This window comes from Kribbella rubisoli, from assembly GCF_004217145.1.
In the GTDB taxonomy this organism is placed as follows: domain Bacteria; phylum Actinomycetota; class Actinomycetes; order Propionibacteriales; family Kribbellaceae; genus Kribbella; species Kribbella rubisoli.
Genome location: NZ_SHKR01000013.1, coordinates 551,233 through 574,044, shown reverse-complemented (window position 1 = coordinate 574,044; position 22,812 = coordinate 551,233). Strand labels below are relative to the sequence as shown.

At 67.8% G+C, this 22,812-nt stretch carries 14 protein-coding genes; 4 read left to right on the top strand and 10 right to left on the bottom strand.

All coding sequences use genetic code 11. The features are described 5' to 3' along the window. Positions 1–123 precede the first annotated feature (123 nt). On the bottom strand, positions 124–1,503 hold the full coding sequence (locus EV645_RS22855; RefSeq protein WP_130445993.1) for an alpha/beta hydrolase: 1,380 nt from the start codon (positions 1,501–1,503) through the stop codon (positions 124–126). Positions 1,504–1,660: 157 nt separating this feature from the next. On the opposite strand from EV645_RS22855, the gene EV645_RS22850 reads away from it, so the two are divergent. Both EV645_RS22850 and EV645_RS22840 read left to right on the top strand, forming a co-directional pair. Next, positions 1,661–5,314 (top strand): NPCBM/NEW2 domain-containing protein, encoded by a 3,654-nt coding sequence (locus EV645_RS22850; protein ID WP_130445992.1) that lies wholly within the window; start codon positions 1,661–1,663, stop codon positions 5,312–5,314. 421 nt (positions 5,315–5,735) lie between these two features. Beyond that, the gene (locus EV645_RS22840) at positions 5,736–7,178 is read left to right on the top strand and encodes a DUF7059 domain-containing protein (RefSeq protein WP_130445991.1); all 1,443 of its coding nucleotides are present in this window, start codon (positions 5,736–5,738) and stop codon (positions 7,176–7,178) included. Here the strand turns inward: EV645_RS22840 and EV645_RS22835 are convergent. After that, entirely contained in the window at positions 7,172–8,740 is a 1,569-nt protein-coding gene (locus EV645_RS22835; RefSeq protein WP_242000584.1) for a GGDEF domain-containing protein, read from the bottom strand. The two genes, EV645_RS22840 and EV645_RS22835, sit on opposite strands and share 7 nt — an antisense overlap. A gap of 39 nt (positions 8,741–8,779) precedes the next feature. After that, entirely contained in the window at positions 8,780–10,336 is a 1,557-nt protein-coding gene (locus EV645_RS22830; RefSeq protein ID WP_130445990.1) for a GGDEF domain-containing protein, read from the bottom strand. Between the two features lie 207 nt (positions 10,337–10,543). Here EV645_RS22830 and EV645_RS22825 point away from each other — a divergent pair, with 207 nt between their 5' ends. Then, a complete protein-coding gene (locus EV645_RS22825; RefSeq protein WP_130445989.1) occupies positions 10,544–11,359 on the top strand; it encodes a TIGR03619 family F420-dependent LLM class oxidoreductase in 816 nt (271 codons plus the stop codon). Positions 11,360–11,468: 109 nt separating this feature from the next. On the opposite strand, the gene EV645_RS22820 is transcribed toward EV645_RS22825, so the two are convergent. The 7 genes from EV645_RS22820 to EV645_RS22790 all read right to left on the bottom strand — a co-directional run bounded on the left by EV645_RS22820 (position 11,469) and on the right by EV645_RS22790 (position 20,303). After that, positions 11,469–12,773: a cytochrome P450 gene (locus EV645_RS22820; protein WP_130446524.1), complete on the bottom strand. Its 1,305-nt coding sequence runs from the start codon at positions 12,771–12,773 to the stop codon at positions 11,469–11,471. 317 nt (positions 12,774–13,090) lie between these two features. Further along, complete coding sequence (locus EV645_RS22815) at positions 13,091–13,885, bottom strand: DUF2785 domain-containing protein (protein WP_130445988.1); 795 nt, start codon at positions 13,883–13,885, stop codon at positions 13,091–13,093. A 173-nt stretch (positions 13,886–14,058) separates the two neighbouring features. Beyond that, positions 14,059–14,823: an ABC transporter permease gene (locus tag EV645_RS22810; protein ID WP_130445987.1), complete on the bottom strand. Its 765-nt coding sequence runs from the start codon at positions 14,821–14,823 to the stop codon at positions 14,059–14,061. 1 nt (position 14,824) lies between these two features. Continuing rightward, complete coding sequence (locus EV645_RS22805; protein ID WP_130445986.1) at positions 14,825–15,817, bottom strand: ABC transporter ATP-binding protein; 993 nt, start codon at positions 15,815–15,817, stop codon at positions 14,825–14,827. A gap of 268 nt (positions 15,818–16,085) precedes the next feature. Beyond that, complete coding sequence (locus tag EV645_RS22800) at positions 16,086–17,288, bottom strand: DUF4142 domain-containing protein (protein ID WP_198681787.1); 1,203 nt, start codon at positions 17,286–17,288, stop codon at positions 16,086–16,088. Positions 17,289–17,415: 127 nt separating this feature from the next. Further along, entirely contained in the window at positions 17,416–19,719 is a 2,304-nt protein-coding gene (locus tag EV645_RS22795) for a sodium-translocating pyrophosphatase (RefSeq protein ID WP_130445984.1), read from the bottom strand. A gap of 224 nt (positions 19,720–19,943) precedes the next feature. Further along, positions 19,944–20,303, bottom strand: coding sequence for an STAS domain-containing protein (locus tag EV645_RS22790; protein ID WP_272948965.1), 360 nt, complete (start codon positions 20,301–20,303; stop codon positions 19,944–19,946). Between the two features lie 174 nt (positions 20,304–20,477). On the opposite strand from EV645_RS22790, the gene EV645_RS22785 reads away from it, so the two are divergent. Further along, the gene (locus tag EV645_RS22785; RefSeq protein WP_198681786.1) at positions 20,478–22,787 is read left to right on the top strand and encodes a DEAD/DEAH box helicase; all 2,310 of its coding nucleotides are present in this window, start codon (positions 20,478–20,480) and stop codon (positions 22,785–22,787) included. Positions 22,788–22,812 lie beyond the last annotated feature (25 nt).

Sequence of the window (22,812 nt, the reverse complement as noted above, 5' to 3'; positions counted from 1 at the left end):
TACGGCCGACGGCAACGCATTTCTCAACGCACGGTAACCGGTGCCCTTCCCCTCATGCATCGTCACCGCGCGTCGCGATGCCGCCACGGCAGCGTGGCGAACCTCAGTCGAGAGTACGCCGACTCAGCGCACGAACTGAACTTCCGGGAACTTCGGAGAGCCACCGCGGAGCAGAGGCGAGGGCCGGCGGCGCAGCGTCTGGTCGAAGAATGCAGCGATGTACTCGCGCTGCGCCAGCACGCTCCGGGCCGGTTTCGCGCTGCCGACGAGAGCCTTCATCACCGAGGTGATGATCGGGTCCTCGCCGTAGATGTCGTGGAAGAGCTGGGAGAAGATGAACTGGTAGTCGGTGAACGCTTTCTGCTTGGTGCCGGCCATCGCCAGGTTCAGCCTGCCGCCGCGCTGCGCCGTCCAGAAGCTCGCCCAGGACGGGTCGTAGTTGTCCTTGGCCGGATCGGTCCGCTGGGTCTCACCCGATCCGAACAGCAGGAACGGCCGGTCCAGACCACGTTCCGCGACGTCGCCGAGCGGACCCTTCGCCCGGTCGTCCTGGAGGGTGCCGTCGAGGTCGATCCCGGCCGAGATCCGCCGGTCCTGCAGCATCGTGTTCGCGGTCGCGTAGCCGCCGAGCCCGATGCCGAACATGCCGGCCTTGCGCAGGTCCAGCCCGTCCGCGAGGTCCTTCGGAAGATCCTTGCCGTCGGCATCGACCTTCCGGCCGTCGGCCATCCGCTCGAGCTGATCCAGGACGAACCGCGCGTCCGCGGTCCGGGTCTCGACGGCCGTGCGGATCTGGTCCGGACCGGGCGGCTCCGACTCCGGCGCGCCCGGCAGGAACCGCCCGCCGGGGAACTCCACCGGGGTCTCGTGCGAGTGGTCGATCGTCACCACGACGTACCCGCGGCTGGCGAGATCCTCGACCTGTGCGGTGTTCACGAACCGGCTGTACTGAAAACCGGGAGAGAACAGTACGACGGGATGCCGCATCGGCTGCGCCGGTACGTCGACTCGCGCGTGCGTCTCGGTGCTGGCGAAGTCGAACGACCCGCTCGGCAGCGCCAGCCCGTACTCACCGGTCCACGCGTCGTCGACCTCGACCGAGGTCCGCGGCGGCATGTACTTCGCGAACGGCGCCGACCCGAACATCCCGGCCGGGTACCAGAGGCTGATCATCAACTCGCGGTGCCCGCTGGGCATGGTCGGATCGGGCCGCGATCGGTCGATCAGGTGGATCGCGGTCGTCCCCAGCGCCTTCCGCCCGGTCGGCGCCGGCAGCCGGAACTTCACCGGATGGAAGTTCGGCTCGTCCTGCGCGCGGAGCCTGTCCGGCGCGAGGCCCGGCGCGACGCCGGCCGGAGCATCGGGGTCGATCGGGGCGGCTTGCGCCAACCCCGGCCAGGCCGCGGCAACACCCGCCGCGACGCCGGCCGTCAGGCCGGCGCCCAGGAGATGACGCCTGGTGAAGACGTGACTGCTGGGGCTGCTGGGACGCCGGTTGCTCATGCGACTCATCGTCATCGCCTTGTTTCACCCCGTGATGGCGACACTGTCCCAACTTCATGAAGGCCGACCTGATGACAACGCGTCGCCGGTGAGCTTCAATGTGCGCATCTTGTTCATTGATGCGTGAAGTGAGGCACTCGTGAGCATCTTTGTCCGCATGAAACGTTCAGTAGTCGCCCTAGCTCTGTTAGCAGGCGCACTTGTGTACACCGCGGCTCCCGCACAGGCCGCGGCGACCACGCTCGGTGACGTCACCGGCTTCGCGGCCGACAAGGCGACGTACACCCTCAGCGCCGGCGCGGCGAAGGTGCGGGTGGTGTTCCTGAAGGACGACGTCTTCCGGCTGTGGATGGCGCCGGACGGGAACTTCACCGACCCCGCGAACACTCCGCCCACCGATCCGGGCGTCCCGGCGTCCAACATCGTCACCAAGACGGACTACGGCACCCCGAAGACCTCTTGGCGTGACCGCGGCACCTACTACTCGCTCACGACCGGCAAGATCGAGGTCCGTGCGCAGAAGAGCCCGCTGAAGTTCTCCCTGTACCGGTCGAACGGGCAGCTGGTCTGGTCCGAGGCCGCACCGCTGTCCTGGACGGACACCTCCACCACTCAGACCCTGGCGCGTGGTGCGAACGAGCAGTTCTTCGGCGGAGGCATGCAGAACGGCCGCTTCTCGCACCGCGACCAGACGATCAAGATCTCCAGGGACTTCAACTGGGAGGACGGCGGCAACCCGAACGCGTCGCCGTACTACATGAGCACCGCGGGGTACGGCGTACTGCGGAACACCTTCGATCCGGGTAGTTACACCTTCACTAGTCCGGTTGTAACTACTCACGACGAGAAGCGGTTCGACGCGTACTACTTCGTCGGCGATCTGAAGACCTCGCTGGACCGCTACACCGAGCTCACCGGCCGGCCGTTCATGCCGCCGATCTACGGACTCGAGTACGGCGACTCCGACTGCTACAACCGCGGTCACTACGCGACGGACCCGGACCCCAGCAACGACTGGAAGGTCACCCCGGACAAGGTGACCACGCTCGACGCGGTGAAGGTCGCGCAGCGGTTCAAGGACGAGGACATGCCGGGCGGCTGGATGCTCGTCAACGACGACTACGGCTGCGGGTACTCCGCCAACACCGACTCCGAGCAGGTCGACGGCACGTGGTGGGGCAAGCGCGACATCCCGGCGCTGAAGCAGACCGGCGACGAACTGCGGGCACGGAACATCCAGATGGGCCTGTGGACCCAGTCCAACCTGGACCGGCAGCCGGCCGAGGTCGGTGACGCCGGTGTGCGCGTACGGAAGCTGGACGTGGCGTGGGTCGGTCCGGGCTACCGCTACGCACTGAGTGCCTGCGACACCGCGCATGACGGCATCGAGCAGTACAGCAACGCCCGTGGGTTCGCGTGGATGGTCGAGGGCTGGGCCGGCGCGCAGCGGTGTGCCGTGCAGTGGACCGGCGACCACAGCGGCTCGCTGGACGCGATCAAGTGGCAGATCCCGGCGATCACCGGGTCCGGTAACTCGGGTATCGCCTACAGCGCGGGTGACGTCGACGGCATCTTCGGCGGCAGTGCCACGTCGTACGTGCGTGATCTGCAGTGGAAGGTGTTCAACCCGGCGTTGATGAGCATGTCCGGCTGGTCGACTCCGGCGTACAAGCAGCCCTGGGCGTACGGCGACCCGTACACCTCGATCAACCGCAAGTACCTCAAGCTGCGCGAACGCCTGCTGCCGTACTTCTACACCTACGCCGCTGAGGCGCACCGGACCGGCGCACCGCTGAACCGGTCGCTGGTGCTGGAGTACCCGAACGACCCGAAGACGTGGGACGACACAACGAAGTACGAATTCCTGGCCGGCAAGGAGTTCCTGGTCGCGCCGATGTACGGCGCGGACGAGGTGAAGAACGGCATCTACCTGCCCGCAGGTCGGTGGGTCGACTACTGGACCGGTCGCGTGTACCAGGGCCCGACGACGGTCAACGGCTACCACGCGGCGCTCGACACGTTGCCGCTGTTCGTGAAGGCGGGCGCCGTCGTACCGATGTGGAAGTCCGGCCTCAACAACGCCGCCGAACAAAAGCCGAGCGACCCCGTCACGGTCGACATCTACCCGTCGGGGAAGTCCTCGTTCAACCTCTATGAGGACGACCGCGTCACCCGCTCCACGAAGTCCGCCACGCAGACGTTCGCCGTCGACGCACCGACCGACGGCCGCGGCGACATCACCGTGAACATCGGTCGCAGCAACGGTTCGTACGACGGCAAGCCGGCGGCGCGCCCGTACGAACTGACTCTCCACACCGGCACCGCGCCGCACAACGTCACCATCGACGGGCGCCCCGCCAAGTGGAGCTTCGCCAACGGTGTCGTCACCGTGCAGACCGCGTCGATCTCCACCTCGCGGTCTACCGTGGTACGCCTCTCCGGCACCTCCTCGGTAGGCGGAGCGGACGTCAGCAACACGTTCGGCACCCCGGAGCTCACCACGCCGTCGCTCTGGAACGCGCCTGGCCAGGCGACCGAGGTGACCGCGACGTTCCGCAACAGCACCCCCGGAACCGTCCGCAACGTCGACCTGGCCATGCAGGTCCCGGCCGGCTGGACTGTCACCGGCGCCAACCGGTTCGCGTCGGTCCGCTCCGGCCAGACTGTCACCGCCAAGCTGCAGGTGACACCGGGTGCGGACGTCAAGCCGGCGAGCTTCACCCTGCAACTGAAGGCAAGCTACGTTGCCCAAGGCAAGAGTTATTCAAACTCCGCTTCGGCAACAGCCGAGCTGCCGTACGCATCGTTGTCTCAGGCGTCCAACCTGGTCGGCATCACCGATGCAAACACCTACAAACAAGGCAATTTCGACGGATCGGGTGACAGCTTCAACGGCGAAGCGCTCGCGGCCGCCGGGTACTCACCGGGCGCTGAGGTCACGGTCCAGGACGCCAGGTTCACCTGGCCGACCGGAGCGCCGGGGACTCCGAACGTGGTGAAGAACCAGTCCGCGCCGATCCTCGTCTCGGGCACCGGTTCGCACCTCGCGCTACTCGGCGCCGGCGCGAGTCTCAACGCTCGCGGGACCGTCACCATCATCTATACCGACGGCTCCACGTCCGAAGGCACCTTCCAGTTGCCGAACTGGTGCTGTCAGGACCCGACCACAGGCGGCGCCGCGCTCGCCGTCTCGGTCAAGGGCCGTTACACACCAGCCGGTCTGGGCAATACGACGACGGACTATCGCGTCTTCTACACCGCCGTACCGCTCGATCCCGGCAAGACGGTGAAGGCGATCAAGCTGCCCGGCGGCGGGCTCGGGTTCTTCGCCGCCACGGCCGCCGACAAACCGTTGCCTCCGGCACCTACTGGGGACAACTGGGTCAGTGACCTGGAATTCCTTGACTCGAGCAACGGCTGGGGCCCGGTCGAGCGCGACCGCAGCAACGGCGAGGACGGCACCGGCGACGGCGGCCCGATCACGCTGGACGGGGTCACGTACGCGAAGGGATTGGGTGCACACGCTCCTTCGTCGGTGAGCGTCCGTCTGGGTGGCAACTGCACCACGTTCACCAGCAAACTGGGCATCGACGACGAGATGGAGGACCGCGGCAAAGTCACCTTCAAGGTCCTCACCGACGGCACCGCGAAGTACACGTCGGATCAACTGACCGGCACGTCCCCCACCGCCACCACGACGGTCGACGTCACCGGCGGCCAAACCCTCACCCTCCAAGTAACCGACGGAGGCGACGGCAACACCAGCGACCACGCCGACTGGGCCGAAGCCAAACTCACCTGCAATCCATAACCCGTCCCACCCAGCCCCCACCCCCGCCCAGCCCCCGGCCCGGCCGCCACCCCCGCCCAGCGCCCCACCTAGTCGCATTTCATGGGTTAACCCACCCGCTTGTGGGTTAACCACCGGCACTCCGGGTGGGTAACCCACAACGCCGTGGGTTAACCCATCAGCCGCAGGCGGGGCGGGGCGCGGGTTGGGCGGGGTGAGGCGGGGGTGGGGCAGGGGTGGGGCAGGGGTGGGGGTGCGGCGGCGGGTGGGGTGCGGCGGCGGGTGGTGGGGGTGACGGTAGGAAGATCGGGACCAGCCGCCCCACCCGGTCGCATTTCATGGGTTAACCCACCTGCTTGTGGGTTAACCCATCAGCCGGAGCCGCGGGCGGGGTGGGGGTGGGGCCGGGCGGGTGGTGGGGTGACGGTGGGAAGATCGGGAGATGCGGGAGTTGACGGGGTACGACGTGGGTGGGTTGCGGGCGGCGTTCGGGGCTGCGGGGTACACCGTGGATGGGGTTGCCGAGCGGCTCGGGGAGCAGGCCAACGGGGCGTTGGGGCGGAACGAGACGGCGCCGGCGGTTCGGCGTACGGACTCGGGGGATGCGCTTGACACGATGATCCGGCTGTTCTTGTTACAGCGGACCGTGCCGGAAGCGCTTGTAGACAAGGCGATTCCGGGAGTCGATCTGGTTGCCTTGGGCATCATCGCGACCACCGGCGGCGAGGCGAGGGCTGTGCTCGACATCCGGCCGTTTGCGGAGGATGAGCGGGAGTGGTGGGTGGTTGCCGACCCCACCCCCGGGCTCGACGGGCGCCGCGAGGCAATGCGGTCCGACTACGTGCTCGGGATCGCCCCGGCCAGCCTGAGTCTGATCCACCTCACCGTCCCGATCAAGGCAGATCGTGCGCTCGACATCGGCACGGGGTGTGGCATTCAGTCGCTCCACCTCGCCGATCGCGTCAACCAGCTCGTCGCCACTGACGTCAACCCGCGTGCGCTCCAGTTGGCCCGTTGGACGGCGGCGCTCAACCACATCGACCTCGACGTACGCGAAGGCAGCCTGTACGAGCCGGTCCGGGGTGAGCGGTTCGACCTGATCGTCAGCAATCCGCCGTACGTCATCTCCCCACCCGGCGGCGACCTGACCTACCGCGAGACCGGGTACGCCGGTGACGCCGTCGTCGAGCAGCTAATCAGGCAGGCGCCGGACCACCTCACCGACGGCGGCTGGTGCCAGCTGCTCGCCAACTGGACCTGTGTCCGCGGCGAGGACTGGCAGGACCGCATCGCCACCTGGACCGCGGACCGGTCGGCCTGGGCCGTCCAGCGCGAGCAGCTCGACCCGTCCGAGTACGTCGAGCTCTGGTTGCGCGACGCCGGCCTGCACGGCTCACCGCAGTACACCACCCGGTACGACGAGTGGATGCGTTATCTGGAGGACCAGAGCGTCGAAGCGATCGGCATGGGCTGGATCACTCTCCACAACGTCGGAGGCACCCTCGACGCCGAGTCATGGCCGTACGAGATCGAGCGCCCGATCGGTCCGCACGTCCTGCACCGCTTCGAACGTCTGGAAGGCCTCCCCGCTGACCTGACCGCTCTGCACCTCCGCGTCGCGGATGACGTCATCCAGGAGACCACTGGTCAGCCAGGCGCTGAGGACCCAGCCACGATCGTTCTGCGACGTCAGCGTGGCATGCGCCGCGCAGAGCAGGTCGACACTGTCCTGGCAGGCTTCGTCGGTGCGTGTGACGGCGACCTGAGCACCGGCCAGATCCTCGCGGCCCTCGCGGACCTGATGGACCGCCCGCTGGTCGACGTACTCTCCGACTACCTCCCGCAGATCAGAAACCTCATCGTGGAAGGCTTCCTGAACTACTGAGCAGCCCGCCGACGTCGGCGCTTCTCGGCGTACATGCGGCGGTCCGCCTCGGTCAGCAGGTCGGTGACCGAGGTACCGTCCGTGCTGCTCGCCTGCCCCACGCTCAGCCGCAGCATGGCGAACCACGGCGCCAGCGCGTGCGCCGCCTCTCGATCCGCTGCGGTCTTGATCCGCTCGACGAGCTCAGGCGCGCCCCGCTCGTCCGGGTTGTCGAGTACGACGACGAACTCGTCCCCACCCGCTCGTGCCACCACATCCTCCGCGCGGCACTGCTCCTTCAGCAGCTGCCCGACACGCCGCAGTACCTCGTCCCCGCAGGCATGTCCGTAGCTGTCGTTGATGACCTTCAGGTTGTCCACGTCGATCGCGATCACTGCGACCGACCGACCGGAGTCCCGCGCCACCGACATCCGCTCGTCCAACGCGCGCCGATTGCCCACACCGGTCAGCGGGTCCTCCCGAGCGGCCCGCCACTCGGCGTCGTGCCGGATCGACAGCTCATGGCTCGCCAGCGCAGTCCGTACTGCGTACAGCCCGCGCAGCCGCTCCGCCCACCACCCTCTGCTGATCGCCCGCGCGTACTGCAACCCACTGGACGCACCCGCGTCGCCGGACTCAGCCACGATCCGTACGGCGGTGTGCCGGATCAGCGCCTCGACCGGCGGATCCGACGTCGGCGGCAGCTCGCTCGCCGACCGTCCCGCGGCCTCCATCGCGTCGTCGACCCGGCCGAGCTTCAGGTACGCCATCGCCAGGTACGCGCCCGCGATCGCAGCCAGCTCGAGATCGCCGAGCTTTGCGAGCTGGTCGCGACAGTCCTTCAGGATCACAGCCGCCTCGGCCGCGTCCCCGGCGTCGTTGCTCGCCGCGAGCCACATCCGCCCGACCATCGGCCAGTACCCGAGCAGATCGGCCGCGAGGATCGCATCGACCGCCTCACCCGCCCACCGATGCGCTGCCCGCCGGCGCTGCTTGACCTCCTCGTCGTACGACGTGTCGCCGAGCCGCTCGAGCTCGTGGGCCCAGCGCAGGTTCGACTCTGCCAGGTTCAGCCGGTTGATCGCCGGCGCCTCGGGGAGGCCGAGCGGATCGTGATCACCTTCGGCGGCGAGCTCGAAGTGCGGGATGCACAACTCGTACAGCCGGAGCAGGTCGTACGCGTAGCCGAGGCCGGTGTGCGCCCAGCCGGCCAGACCGAGATCGCGGGTCCGCGACAGGGCGTTCTCAGCGGCGACCAGGTCCGCGACCGAGTCACCGCCCTCGCCGGTGCGGATCAGCGTGACGATCCGCAGCGCGATCGCGTTCGCCTCCCAGCCCGGCTCGTCGATCGCGCGAGCGACCCGGATGCAGCCGTCGACGGCGTCCAGCGCCTCGACCGAATCGGTGGCGTGATGCGCCGCGACGGCCCGCACGTACTCGGCCGCTGCCCGCTCGTGACTCGGCTCCGGATCCAGCTCGGCCAGCAGCTCGTTGAGCTCGAGCGCAGCCTCGGCCGGACTGCCCGACTGCGCCCGCGTCATCGCCGCTGCGATCCGTGCCGTCACCCCCGACGTCTCGCGCACCGCACCTCCCTACCCTGACTCACTTTGTTGCGGTGCCCGTCACCTGTTGCGTCGCTTGTCCTCGTACAGGCGCAGATCCGCCCGCGCGATCAATTGCTCGACGCCGAGACCTTCGGCGGTTGCGGCGTACCCGAGGCTCAGCCCGAGTCGGCGCAACCACGGTTTCTCCGTCGAAGCCGCGATGGCCCCGACGGCGATCCGGATCCGCTCGGCCAGCTGGGCACCGCCCTTGGCGTCGGGCTGGTCGAGGACCACGAAGAACTCGTCGCCTCCCGATCGAACCACGGCATCAGTCGCTCGCGCCTGTTCTACCAGGAGATTTGCCACAACCTGCAGCAATTCGTCCCCGCAGGCGTGCCCGAAGGTGTCATTGACGATCTTCAGATTGTCCACATCGATGGCCAGCAAGGTCACCGCACGCCCGGAGTCACGGGCCGCGGTCAGCCGCTCGTCCAGCGCGCGGCGATTCCCCACGCCGGTCAGCGGATCCTGCCGCGCCGCGTGCCACTCGGCGTCGTGCCGGGCCGGGAGATCGTGCACAGCAAGCGCATGCCGTACGGCGTTCAGCGCCCGCTGCCGCTCCTTCCACCACCCGCGCGCGACCGAACGCGCGTACTCCAAGCCGGCAAAGGCTCCCGGCGTACCGTCGAGAGCATCGATCTCCGAACGGGTCTGCAGGACCAGGACATGTGTCGATGGGTCGGCCAACGGAATCAGGTCGTCGGCCGCCCGGTCCGCCGCGGCCTTGGCCTGCTCGAACTTTCCCTGCGCCTTCAGGGCCCTGGCCAGGTACGCGCCGGCGATCGCGAGCCGCTCGGTCTCGCCGAGCTTGCTGATCTCGTCGCGGATCTCGGTCAGCTCGGCGACCGCACGGTCCGGGTCCTCGGCGGTAGCGGCCGCAGCAAGCCACAGACGGGCGCTCAGACGCCAGAACTCCTGGGTCTCGTCGTCCACTATCACCCGCTCGGCCTCACGCGCCCAGTACGCCGCTGACGCCAGCCGCTCCTCGATCTCCCTTGTATACAAAGGATCGCCGAGGCGCTCGAGTTCGTGTGCCCAGCGCAGGTACGTCTCGGCGAGGTTCAAGCGGTCGATCGCCTCGGATTCGGCCAGCTCGAACACGTCCGCGTCGAGCCCGGTCGCGAGCTCGTAGTGCGGGATGCAGAGCTCGAACAGCCGTAGGACGTCGTACGCGTAGCCGAGGCCGGTGTGCGCCCAGGCAGTCAGTCCCAGGTCCTTGGTCCGGCTCAAGGCCGCTTCAGCTGCGACCAGGTCGTTGACGGTGTCGCCGCCGCGGCCGCTGCGGGCGAGATTGATGATGCGGATCGGGAGGGCGTTCGCTTCCCAGCCGGGTTCGTCGATCGCCCGGGCGACCTCGATACAGGCGTCGACCGCCCGCAGCGCCTCGTCGGCGTCACTGGCGTGATGAGCTGACACGCCGCGCACGTACTCGACGGCGGCCAGCCGGTAGCTGGGCTCCGCACCCAGCTCGGACCGGATCGCCTCGATCTCCGCCGCAGCACTCGCATGCCCACCTGACTGCGCGGCGGTCATCGCGGCGGCGATCCGGGCAGTCAGCACATCGCCCGTCGCCATCTCCCCAATCCCCATACCCGCCGACGGCCCTTCCCTGTTCCGTCACCCGCACCTCGGGCCGGACCGCCCATTGTGACCACCCACCCCGCATCCTGTCACGACCCGATCCGGCCAACGACCACCTAGTGCCACAAAGACACTACTCACGAGAACCACCAGTGCCGGAATTTGCGTTGCCCTCGGGGGCAGGGTTCTAGGGTCGGCGGGGTGAAATTCGCCGTTACTTACAGCACTCCAGGGCAAGGGATGGATCCGGAGCGGCTGGTCGAGTTTGCCCAGCACGCGGAGGCGTGCGACTTCGAGGGCCTGTACGTGCCCGAGCACGTCGCGCTCTACCGCGGCGCGAGCCTGGGCGGCTTCGAACTGCCGACCACGCTCGAGTACGCCGATCCGCTCGACCTGCTCATGTACGTCGCCGCCGCGACCGAGCGTCTCCTGCTGGGTACCGCAGTACTGCTGCTGCCGTACCACCATCCGGTCATCCTCGCGAAGCGTCTCGCCACGATCGACGTGCTCTCGAAGGGCCGGATGCGCCTGCTGACCGTCGGCCTGGGCAGTCTGGCCGGAGAGGCGTCCGCGGTCGGCGTCGACTTCGCGACCCGTGGTCGCCGTACTGACGAGGCCATAGACGTACTGCGCCTGCTGTGGTCGGGCGGGCCGGACGGGGTGAGCTATTCCGGCGAGTTCTTCGACTTCGAGAACCTGACCAGCTACCCGCACCCGTTGGCCCCGCTCCCCATCCACATCGGCGGTTCTAGCCGCGCCGCCGCCCGCCGAGCCGGCCTCCGCGGCACCGGCTACTTCCCCGGCGGCAACCTCACACCCACCGAACGCGCAGCCCAATGGGACCTGGCCTGCAAGACCGCGCCCCAGGACAACCTCGAATACACCCGCTGGGCCTCCACCGAGCTAATCCCCGAAGCCCTGACCTCCTACGAAAACCAAGGCGTAACCCGCCTGGTAATCAACCCCCGGTCCCTCGACGACCTAACCACCTTCGCCCACCGCTTCAACCTGTCCTGACCGGCCGTCGAGTCGTGGGAAATGGCTGGGGAATTCAACCTCGATCCACGACTCGCGCTTCGGGGTACCCGCCATACGCCACGACTCGGCGGCCGCGGAGCGGTGTGCTTCAGACGGCGGCTTGGTTGGTAGACGCCGCGTGGAGTTGGACGGGGAGGGATTCGACGCCGTACACGATGGAGAAGTCGCGGAAGCGGAGTTGTTCTTCGGGTACGGCGAGGGACAGGTCCGGGAAGCGGTGGGCGAGCGCGGTGAAGGCCGCGCGCAGTTCCATCCGCGCCAGCTCCGCCCCGACACAGCGGTGCATGCCGTGGCCGAAGGCGAGGTGGGGGGCGGAGACCGTACGGCGCGGGTAGAAGTCCTCGGCGTCCGCGCCGAAGATCTGCTTGTCGCGGTCCGCGCCGGACAGCGACACCGCGACCAGGTCGCCCTTCTTCACCTGCTGGCCGAACAGCTCCTGGTCGTGTCGTGCGAACCGCGGGAACGCGACCTGGACGACCGTCAAGTACCGCAGCAGCTCCTCGACGATCCCGTCGACCGCGCCGGGCTCGTTCCGGATCAGCTCGAAGTTCTTCGGGTCGCGCAGCAGCACCAGCGTGCCGAGCGCCAGCATGCTCGCGGACGTCTCGTACCCGCCCAGGAACACACCGTCCGCGAGCCCACCGAGCTCGACGTCGTCGAGGTCGTCACCCTGCTCGCGAATGATCGACCCGATCAGCCCGTCGCCCGGGTTCGTCCGCTGCTTACGGACGATCTCGAACAGGAAGTCCCGGGACTCCGAAGCCGACCCGAACACCCCGATCCCGCCACCGGACAGGTCGAAGCGGGCCGGCCCGAGGGCGCGGAAGCGATCGCGGTCCTGCTCCTCCACGCCGAGCAGGTCGGCGATCAGCAGGAACGGCACGTTGAAGGCGAAGTCCGACACGATGTCGACGACCGGGCCCTTGGCCTCCATCAGGTCCAGCTGGTCGTTGACGATCTTCTCGATCGCCGGCTCGAGCCGGGCCAGCTTGCGCTTGGTGAACTCGGGGGTGAGCAGCTTCCGCAGCCGCGTGTGGTCCGGCGGATCGGTGAACCCGAGCCCGCCGATACCCTCCGACGGCTTGTTCGGGTCCGAGCCGACCAGCGGCCGGATGTCGTTGCTGAAGTTCGCCGTGTCGGCGAGCACGGCCTTCGCCTCGGCATGCCCGCTGACCACCCATACGTTGAGCCCGAACAGGTGGGCCAGCTTGTGCACCGGCTCGGTCTCCCGCACCTCCGCGAGCTCCGGCACCGGGTCGAGACCCTGCCGGCGCAGCGGCATCGAGACCGAGCTGGGGAACATCCGCATTTTCGACAGGTCGAGACCACCCTTGCGGGTGGTCCTATTGAGAATGCGGTTGCCGACCCATCTCTTCAGGTATGTCGCAACCATGACTTCCACGCGCCCTCTCTAGAACCCGCTGCCCCCGACGGCTTTGTAGCTCAAAGCTAACCTTGCCGGGGACCAGATCTGATGGTGTTGGCACTACTCAGGTAGTGGCGTTGGCACCACCATGGGAGGGGGCCATGGCCTGCCAGTGGAGACCTTGTCACGGACGAGCCCTCCACTGCCACCTGACTACACCTGTACTCCGCCCTGGACCTCGACATGCCGTTGCTCGGGGAGGATTCAGGGAAAAACAAGACGAAAGTCGGATGCGGGGTACCCCACCAGGTAGTTGCCCCGAGCCCTGCAATACCTGAGAGCGCTCAGAGATAGTACGGCGTGACGATGCGGAACACGTCGGCCAGCTTCGTCTTGACCTGTTCGCGTCGCGGGATCGGCGTGAGCTTTTTCTCATCACCGACCCGCAGACCGTGATCGGCCAACACGTATACAACCCGCAACGTCCGGATCGTGTTCGTCACCTCGGGCGTGATCCCCTCGGTCGGCGGGTTCGAGAGCGCGCGGATCGCCGGGTCGAGCCACTCGAGCGCGTCGGACTCGGTCAGGTCGTCGCGGATGAGCGTCGCGGCCAGCGCGTACCCGAGCCGATCGTCCTCCATGTCCCGCAGCACGTACGACGTGGGCGTCAGCAGCCGGCCGATCCCGAGCCGGAGCATCTGCATCGGCTCGACCGCCGCGTGCTGCCCGAGCGTCCCGAGCAGGTCGGCCCCATGCGCTACGGCGTGCAGCCAGCCGAGCTTCTCGTCGTACCCGCGCAGGTCCTCCTCGGCGACGTACCAGCGCTCGAACGGCGGCACCCAGTGCGGCTCGAAGACGCCCGCGGTCACGATCGAGTCGAGGATCAACGGCGCGAACGTCCGTACCTGGATCTCCGGATCGCCGAACCGCGGAACCATCTCGTCGCCGAGCGCCCGCAGCTGATCGGCGGTCAGTACGCCGCGGCCGATCCAGGTCGCGAGTACGGCGTACCCGTGCCGGTCCCGTACGACGGGATCCGGTGATCGCAGCATGCCCACCAGCTCGGCCACCAACTCGTCCGTGGTGCGGCCCTCAGGGACCGCGAAGCCCGCCTCGCGCACCTGCGCCCAATCGGTCATGCGCGGCACCGTAGACGCTCGCCGGGCCACCCGCCAACCTTTGATCAACAGGAGAAACGGCCCGTGGTCCATCCGGTCTCCCGGATGTACCACGGGCCGTCGCGGCCAGGACCCCTCAGCCCGACCGGGCTCCCTGCCCCGGCCAGGGTCACTTAACCTTGGCCGGGGTTCGTCTACGCGTCGCGCTTGCTCGCCGAGAAGAGGGCGATCGCCATCAGCGCGGCCGCCCAGCCGGCGAAGTACAGCAGTGCCCACCAGGGGCTGAGAGCGAAGTCGCTGCCCCCGGCGCCGGCGCCGGCCAGACCGAAGTCCTGGCCCTGGTTCAGGAACGAGCTGCCGTTCGCGAACGGCGCCCACCGGGCCAGGTCGTCGCCGACCTTGGGGATCAGGTTGACCAGGTTCTCGACCAGCAGCGGCCAGAGGATCAGGATCGCGATCGCACCGGCGCTCTGCCGGATCAGGATGCCGACCGCCACCGCGATCACCGCGGAGATCGCGAAGACCAGGCCCTGACCGGCCAGCAGCCGCCACTCGGCTCCGGTGTTGATCGACAGGTCGGCGTTGCTGGCGAACAGGCTGCCGACGCCCCACGCGCCGAAGGACGCGATCAGGCCGATGACACCGGACAGGAACGCGACCACCGCGGTCTTGCCGAGCAACAGCGCGGCGCGCTGCGGAACGGCCTGGAAGCTGGTCCGGATGGTGCCGAACCGGTACTCCGTGGTGACGGCCAGCGCGGCCATCACCATCATCACCATCTGGCTGAGCTGGGCGCCCGGCTGGGTGATGAAGATCGTCGCCTGCTGCTCGTCGGCGCCCTTGAGGAAGCCGGTCGTCAGTGCCGCGAACCCGACCGTCAGCACGGCGGCGACAATCATGCACCACCACGGCGAGCGGGTGGAGAAGAGCTTGATCCGCTCGACTGTGATCACCGACATGTCAGTTGTCCTCCTTCGGACCCGCGGCCACCTCGGCGCCCGACGGCGCGTCGAGCTGGGTCACGGCAGCGATCTCGTCGTGCGCGTGGTACTCGACCGAGTCACCGGTCATCTGCATGAACGCCTGCTCCAGCGAACCGCGCTGCAGCGTCAGCTCGTGCAGCACGATGCCGTGCGCGGCAGCAGTCTCACCGATCTGGTCGGTGGTCAGGTCGCCTTCGACGAACAGGACCTTGCCTTCGTTCTCGACGTCCTCGATCCGGGTGACCAGCTGCTGCTGGTGCAGCACGCCGGCCAGCTGGTCGAGCTGCGGCGTACGGACCTTGACCGTCGTGCCGCTGGCGCGGTCGACGAACTCCTGCGTGGTGCTCTGCGCGATCAGCTTGCCGCGGCCGATGACGACCAGGTCCTCGGCGGTCAGCGCCATCTCGGACAGCAGGTGGCTGGAGACCAGCACGGTCCGGCCCTCGTCGGCCAGCCGGTGCATGAAGGTCCGGATCCAGACGATGCCCTCCGGGTCGAGGCCGTTGACCGGCTCGTCGAACAGCAGCACCTCCGGGTCACCGAGCAGTGCGCCGGCGATGCCGAGCCGCTGGGACATACCCAGCGAGAAGGCGCCGGCCCGCTTGTTCGCGACCGCGGTCAGGCCGACCATCTCCAGGGCCTTGTCGACCGAGTCCTTCGGCAGCTTGTTGGACGCCGCCATCCAGGCCAGGTGAGCGCGCGCCGAGCGGTTCGGGTGCACCCACTTGGCGTCCAGCAGCGCGCCGACCTTGGTCAGCGGCTGGTGCAGGTCGCGGTAGCGCTGCCCGTCGATCGTGACCTGGCCGGACGTCGGGGTGTCGAGTCCGAGGATCATCCGCATGGTGGTCGACTTGCCGGCCCCGTTCGGGCCGAGGAAGCCGGTCACCCTTCCCGGTTTCACCTCGAAAGACAGGTTGTCAACGGCAACTGTTGCGCCGTATCGCTTGGTGAGGCCCGTTGCCTCGATCATCGCCGTACTCCTCTTTCGGTGGCGCACCTGGTAGTGGACTGTGTAGCACTCAGTATCGAGGTTTCCGGGGTCCCGATCATCGGACCCCGGGCGGATCCGGTGTGTCCACCCGTGGGTTGATTCTGCCGTCCGGCGGTTGCCGGCTGCTATCGGTTAAAGCCCTGACCACGACCCCGACGATCCCCTATGCGCGGGTCTTCCCGCATCAGCCGAAAGTCGACGGACGACGTACTTCGGTTGGTGCAGGTGGAAGTGACTACCAAACGGCTCAGACCACCGGGACGCCGTACAGCACGAGGTTGTGCGTGTAGCGATTCGTCTTGTGGTCGTACGAACCGGTGCAGGTGACCAGCACCAACCGCGGCTTTCCAGCACCCTGGAAAAGATCGCGTGGCAATGCACTCTGCAAGTAGGTGCGCCGAGCCACGATCTTGTACCGGTGCACGTGCCCGTCCCCACCCGTCACCGACACCTTGGCACCGACCGGTACTTCGGAAAGCCCTGCGAACACCGCACGTCCGGACCGGGCTGTATCCACATGCCCGGCGAGCAGCACTGTCCCACCGTCCGAGCCCGGCGCCGCACCCGCAGCCCACCAGCCCACGGCGTCAGGCGACGCCGGCATCTGCAGCTGGCCGTCGCTTCCGGTCGCGACAGCCTGCACCGGCGCGTTCTGAACGCCTTGCAGCTTCAGCCGGACCGGTGGAACGGCAGCTTCCCGCTCCGCGTCAGAGGTGCCGGCCTGTGGCACCTTCCCCGAATTGCCGGGCGACCCGAACACCATGAGAAGGCCGGCCGCCACCAACGCCACACCAATGACCCGCCGTCGCATCGACTTCTGTTTGCCAACCAGAAGGAGGAACGCTCCGATGGCGAGCAAGATCAGTGCCGCGCGCGAGCGAGCCTTCTGGGCATCGCCCACCTGTCCCCCGTTGCCGGTCGGCACTACTGGCTTGCTCGTCACGATGTGGCAGGACGGGGTCACCATCTCCAGGTGCATCTGCACCACCGGCTTGGCCCCGTCGGCAAGTGACTCGACGGCAGGCGACGCGCTCTTCGGCAGGTCGCCTCCGATCAACGCCAGGTACTCCTGGTGCAGCTTCCGCTGCAACGCGAGCCAAGCTGCGTCGTACGTCGGGCTGTCGGCCTTGGCTCCGAGGGCGTCGAGTTCTTCACGCTGTGCCGGGGAAGGCAAGGTCGCGAGCTTGATGCCGAACCGGCCGGCGAGCTCGGACTCCTGCGCGGCGAGCCTGCGGTGATCGCGTTCCATCACCGTGCCGACGCTTCGCACGCACGAGCTCTGGCCGTCGGCATTCGCCGCGTGCGCCGCCTGGATGATCGTCAGGTTCAGCTTGTGGGCGGTGTTGAGGTACGTGGCATCGGGTGTCGCTGCGTACGCCGACTGCGCCGTACCCACCAGACACGCGACGACGAGAAGCAGCAAGGCGATCGCCGAACGCCGGGGAGACATAGCTCGTGCCACCTCCCCCCAACAAACGTTTCGTCGTACCGACAGTAAGTCGGCGACCGGTCTGGGTCCAGACATGCGAAACGGCCCGCCGATCTGATCGACGGGCCGTTTCATCAGGTACTGCGTACTACGCGGCCGCGTTCACCTCGGCCGGGGTGTCGGAGATGACCGACTCCCGGCGCTTGGAGACGTAGACCGCAGCGGCCAGGATGACCACCGCGACGACCGCGATGATGATCCGGAGCGCTTTGTTCGGGTCGTCGCCGATCGCGGACATCCCGACGACGGCCGGAGCGATCAGCACCGATACCAGGTTCATCACCTTGATCAGCGGGTTGATGGCCGGACCGGCGGTGTCCTTGAACGGGTCGCCGACGGTGTCACCGATGACGGTGGCCTCGTGAGCCGGCGAACCCTTGCCGCCCCAGTTGCCGTCCTCGACCAGCTTCTTGGCGTTGTCCCAGGCACCACCGGAGTTGGCCAGGAAGACCGCCATCAGCGTGCCGGCGCCGATCGCACCGGCCAGGTAGCCGGCCAGCGGCGCGGCCCCGAGACCGAAGCCGACGGCGATCGGCGCGGTCAGCGCGAGCAGACCAGGCGTGGCCAGCTCCCGCAGCGAGTCCCGGGTGCAGATGTCGACGACCTTGCCGTACTCCGGCTTGCCCGTCCCCTCCATGATCCCGGGGATGTCGCGGAACTGGCGACGTACCTCGTAGACGACCGCACCGGCGGCGCGGCCGACCGCGTTGATGGCCAGACCGGAGAACATGAACACCACGGCCGCACCGAGGATGATGCCGACCAGCGTGCCCGGGTTGAAGACCAGTGCGTCGGCCTCGAACTTCGGGTAGTTGTCGGCCAGCGAGGTCCGGATCGCGTCGGTGAACGAACCGAACAGCGCGGTCGCGGCCAGTACGGCGGTCGCGATCGCGATGCCCTTGGTGATGGCCTTGGTGGTGTTGCCGACGGCGTCCAGCTCGGTCAGGATCTGGGCCGCCTCGCCGTCCACGTCACCGGACATCTCGGCGATGCCCTGCGCGTTGTCGGAGACCGGACCGAAGGTGTCCATCGCGACGATGACGCCGACGGTCGTCAGCAGACCACAGCCGGCCAGCGCGATCGCGAACAGCGCGACCACACCGGAACCGCCGACCAGGAAGGCGCCGTACACGGCCGCCGCGATCACCACGGCGGTGTAGACGGCGGACTCGAAGCCGACCGAGATACCGGACAGGATGACGGTCGCGGCGCCGGTCAGCGAGGTCTTGCCGACGTCGCGGACCGGCTTGTCCTCGGTGCCGGTGTAGTAACCGGTGAGGGCCAGGATGATGGCCGCCAGCACGATGCCGATGATCACCGAGAAGGTGGCGATCAGGCGCGGGTCGCCGTCGTACGCGGCGATCGCGCCGGAGGCACCGGTCAGATCCTTGAAGCTGCTCGGCAGGTAGACGAACGCCGCCACCGTGCACAGGACCGCCGAGATCACGGCGGAGATGTAGAACGCCCGGTTGATCGTGCGCAGGCCGTTCTCACCGGTCCGCGGCCGGGTCAGGAAGACGCCGATGACCGCGGTGATCACGCCGATGGCCGGCACGATCAGCGGGAAGATCAGGCCCTGCTCGCCGAACGCGGCCTTGCCCAGGATCAGCGAGGCCACCAGCATCACGGCGTACGACTCGAACAGGTCGGCCGCCATACCGGCGCAGTCACCGACGTTGTCGCCCACGTTGTCGGCGATCGTCGCCGCGTTACGGGGGTCGTCCTCGGGGATGTTCTGCTCGACCTTGCCGACCAGGTCGGCGCCGACGTCGGCGGCCTTGGTGAAGATACCGCCGCCGACCCGCATGAACATGGCGAGCATCGCGGCACCGAAACCGAAGCCCTCGAGCACGGTCGGGGCATCACCCTTGAACAGCAGCACGACCAGCGCGGCGCCGAACAGGCCGAAGCCCACGGTCGCCATACCGACGGTGCCGCCGGTGCGGAACGCGACCCGCATCGCCGGGTTGCGGCCCTCGTCGCGGGCGGCCGCGGCGACGCGGACGTTGGCGCGCGTCGCGAGCCACATGCCCAGGTAGCCGATCAGGGCGGAGAAACCCGCGCCGACCAGGAAGAATACGGAGCGGAAGATCTTCAGCGTCGTCTCGTTGTCGCCGTCGGTGTGGGCCGGCAACAAGAACAGCAACAGAAACGCGACCACAGCGAAGATCGACAATGTCCGGAACTGCCGGCTCAGGAAGGCCGAGGCGCCTTCCTGGACCGCCGCGGCGATCGTCTTCATGTTCTCGGTGCCATCGTTCGCGGCAAGCACCTGGCCCCGGAAGACCATCGCGGTGACGACCGCGAGGATCGCGATCACCCCGACGACGATCACCAGTGTGGTGTTGCTCGACGAAAGATCCACCGCTTGTGCAGCAAGCAGCGCGGACATCCGTCCTCCTTGTAGGCAACCCATCGAGGCTTGACGGCCCCCATCTGCCGCAACCGAGGGGTTGAGGAAATACGACATAGCGCCAGGAACTGACGCGGTGGGTCACTCTAACGGGTATCCGACCAGACCTGACGACAGGGTGGTCTACGCCATACCCGAGTGTCTGAGCAAGCAGCTCACTCTTCGTAGCCCTGCAGACACCTTTTCGCTCCGATTCGCTGCGATCAGATCGCCGAGGCGACGTCCGGATGGATGTCGAAGACCTTGGTCAGGCCGGTGATCCGGAAGATCTTCAGCAGCCGTTCCTGGGTACAGACCAGGGACAGCGAGCCGTCGTGGGTGCGCACCCGTTTCAGCCCGCCGACGAGTACGCCGAGGCCGGTGGAGTCCAGGAACTCCACGCGTTCCAGGTCGATGACCAGGTCGTAGACCCCTTCATCGACAAGCGCGGCGATCTTCTCGCGGAGCTTCGGTGCGGTGTAGACGTCGATCTCCCCCGCCACCTCGATGACGGTCCGCCCGCCCTCGGCGCGCGCGGTCAGCGACAGATCCACTTCGGCCTCCGATCCCGTGAACTGCTGCATTCAACCATGTACGGACCGTGAGTGAGACCCGCTACCGAAAACTCTTTCATCTCGTCAGACCGAAGTCGATTCCCCTCCGCAAAAAGCCGTGTGCATCCGACTGTGCACGCCGCACGTGCACGCTCAGCTCGTTCTCAGCGTATTGCTGTCCGTACGGCGCACTAGGCTCACGGTATGCGTGCAGGTGGTGAGGCCGAGGCTGTCCTGAAACGCCTGGCCGCCGGTCGTGACGACCGATTGACGCATGTCGAGTCTGTGCCGGCCCGGTTGGGACAAACGTGTGATTGGCCGCGCTGGGTGCCGGACGAGGTGCTCGGCCAGCTGCGCGACGCCGGCATCACAGCTCCTTGGACCCACCAGGTCGCCACGGCCGAAGCGGCGTACGCCGGGAAGCACGTCGTCGTCGCGACCGGGACCGCATCGGGCAAGTCACTCGGCTACCTGTTGCCGGCCTTTGCAACGTTGAGCATTGCGCAGGCAGCGTCACCGCATCGGCGTACGGCGTCCTTGTTGTACCTGTCTCCGACGAAGGCGCTGGCCCACGACCAGCTGCGCGCGGTGTCGTCGTACACCGTGCCTGGGCTGCGGGCGACGACGCTGGACGGCGACTCCGAGCGCAGCGAGCGGGACTGGGCGCGCGACCATGCGACGTACGTGCTGAGCAACCCGGACATGCTGCACCGGTCGGTTCTGCCGAATCACCAACGCTGGGCGCGTTTCCTGGGCTGCCTGCAGTACGTCGTGGTCGATGAGTGTCATCACTACCGCGGCGTCTTCGGTGCGCACGTCGCCGGCGTACTGCGACGACTGCGCCGCGTCTGCGCGCAGTACGGCGCTCATCCGATCTTCATCTGCGCTTCGGCGACTGTTGCCGAGCCGGCCGTGTCAGGCGAACGCTTGACTGGTCTGCCGATGATGGAGGTCGTGGAGGACGGCTCTCCGCGCGGCGGCATTGCCTTCGGTCTCTGGGAGCCGCCACTGACCGGGCTGCATGGTGAGAACGGCGCACCGGTACGGCGTTCGGCCACCGCCGAGGTGGCCGACCTGTTGAGCGATCTGGTTGTCACTGGTGTCCGGACTGTTGCCTTCGTCCGTTCGCGGCGTGGTGCGGAGTCGGTCGCGCTGACAGCCCGTGAGAACCTGGCAGAGGTTGACCCAACGCTGATCGACCAGGTGTCGGCGTACCGGGCGGGTTATCTGCCGGAGGAACGCCGACGGCTCGAGGGGATGTTGCAGAGCGGCGAGCTGACAGGCGTTGCTGCGACCAATGCCCTCGAGTTGGGTATCGACATCGCCGGGCTGGACGCCGTACTGCTCTCTGGCTGGCCTGGCACGCGCGCATCGCTGTGGCAGCAGGCCGGACGCGCTGGCCGAGCCGGTGGGGAGGCAGTGGCCTTGCTGATCGCGCGCGACGACCCACTCGACACCTATCTGGTGCGCCATCCGCGCGCCATCTTCGGCCGACCGGTCGAGGCGACGGTGTTCAACCCGGAGAACCCTTATGTCCTCGGGCCGCAGCTGTGTGCGGCTGCGCAGGAGGTCCCGCTGACGGCGGACGACTTCGAGATCTTCGGCGAGACGACTCCACGGGTCATCGCACAGCTCGTGCACCAAGGCGCGCTGCGGGAGCGGCCACACGGCTGGTTCTGGACGCGCCGAGAGCGGGCGGTCGACGCCATCGACATCCGGTCGGCCGGTGGGAAGACCGTGCAGATCGTGGAGGACCAGACCGGTCGCTTACTCGGCACGGTCGACGGCGGCTCGGCGCACTCGTCGGTCCATGAGGGCGCGGTCTACGTCCACGCCGGCGAGTCGTACCTGGTCCGCTCGCTCGACCTCGAAGAGCACGCCGCTGTCGTCGAGCCGGCCTCGCCGGACTACACGACGTTCGCGCGGGATACGACGGAGATCAGCATCCTGGCGACCGAGGAGACCTGCAGCTGGGGTGCGGCGGAGCTGTCGCGCGGCTGGGTCCAGGTGAAGAGCCAGGTCATCTCCTACCAGCGCAAGCTGATCGCGACCGGCGACGTACTCGACGAACAGCCACTGGACCTGCCCGAGCGCACACTGCGGACCAAAGCAGTCTGGTGGACGATGCCCGACACCACGGTCGCCGACCTGGGCCTGTCCGACGTACCGGGGGCTGCGCATGCGGCCGAGCACGCGTCGATCGGACTGCTCCCACTGTTCGCCACCTGCGACCGCTGGGACATCGGCGGCGTCTCCACCGCCCGCCACGCCGACACCGGCTGCCTCACGGTCTTCGTGTACGACGGCCACCCGGGCGGAGCCGGATTCGCCGAACACGGGTACGCCGCGGCGCGCGAGTGGTTGACCGCGACACGCGAGGCGATTGCACACTGTGAATGTACGGATGGATGCCCGTCGTGCGTACAGTCGCCCAAGTGTGGGAACCAGAACAACCCACTCGACAAGAGCGGCGCAGTAGCGCTGCTCTCCGCATTGCTGAGCAGTGAGGCCTGAAGGGCCGGCTTGAGCCGGCGGAAAG

What these genes read in the sequence shown, in the direction of transcription:
- EV645_RS22855 (WP_130445993.1), bottom strand. Translation starts at nt 1,503, where the DNA reads ATGAGCAACCGGCGTCCCAGCAGCCCCAGCAGTCACGTCTTCACCAGG.
- EV645_RS22840 (WP_130445991.1), top strand. Translation starts at nt 5,736, where the DNA reads ATGCGGGAGTTGACGGGGTACGACGTGGGTGGGTTGCGGGCGGCGTTC.
- EV645_RS22800 (WP_198681787.1), bottom strand. Translation starts at nt 17,288, where the DNA reads ATGTCTCCCCGGCGTTCGGCGATCGCCTTGCTGCTTCTCGTCGTCGCG.
- EV645_RS22810 (WP_130445987.1), bottom strand. Translation starts at nt 14,823, where the DNA reads ATGTCGGTGATCACAGTCGAGCGGATCAAGCTCTTCTCCACCCGCTCG.
- EV645_RS22820 (WP_130446524.1), bottom strand. Translation starts at nt 12,773, where the DNA reads ATGGTTGCGACATACCTGAAGAGATGGGTCGGCAACCGCATTCTCAAT.
- EV645_RS22830 (WP_130445990.1), bottom strand. Translation starts at nt 10,336, where the DNA reads ATGGCGACGGGCGATGTGCTGACTGCCCGGATCGCCGCCGCGATGACC.
- EV645_RS22785 (WP_198681786.1), top strand. Translation starts at nt 20,478, where the DNA reads ATGCGTGCAGGTGGTGAGGCCGAGGCTGTCCTGAAACGCCTGGCCGCC.
- EV645_RS22805 (WP_130445986.1), bottom strand. Translation starts at nt 15,817, where the DNA reads ATGATCGAGGCAACGGGCCTCACCAAGCGATACGGCGCAACAGTTGCC.
- EV645_RS22850 (WP_130445992.1), top strand. Translation starts at nt 1,661, where the DNA reads ATGAAACGTTCAGTAGTCGCCCTAGCTCTGTTAGCAGGCGCACTTGTG.
- EV645_RS22795 (WP_130445984.1), bottom strand. Translation starts at nt 19,719, where the DNA reads ATGTCCGCGCTGCTTGCTGCACAAGCGGTGGATCTTTCGTCGAGCAAC.
- EV645_RS22790 (WP_272948965.1), bottom strand. Translation starts at nt 20,303, where the DNA reads ATGCAGCAGTTCACGGGATCGGAGGCCGAAGTGGATCTGTCGCTGACC.
- EV645_RS22815 (WP_130445988.1), bottom strand. Translation starts at nt 13,885, where the DNA reads ATGACCGATTGGGCGCAGGTGCGCGAGGCGGGCTTCGCGGTCCCTGAG.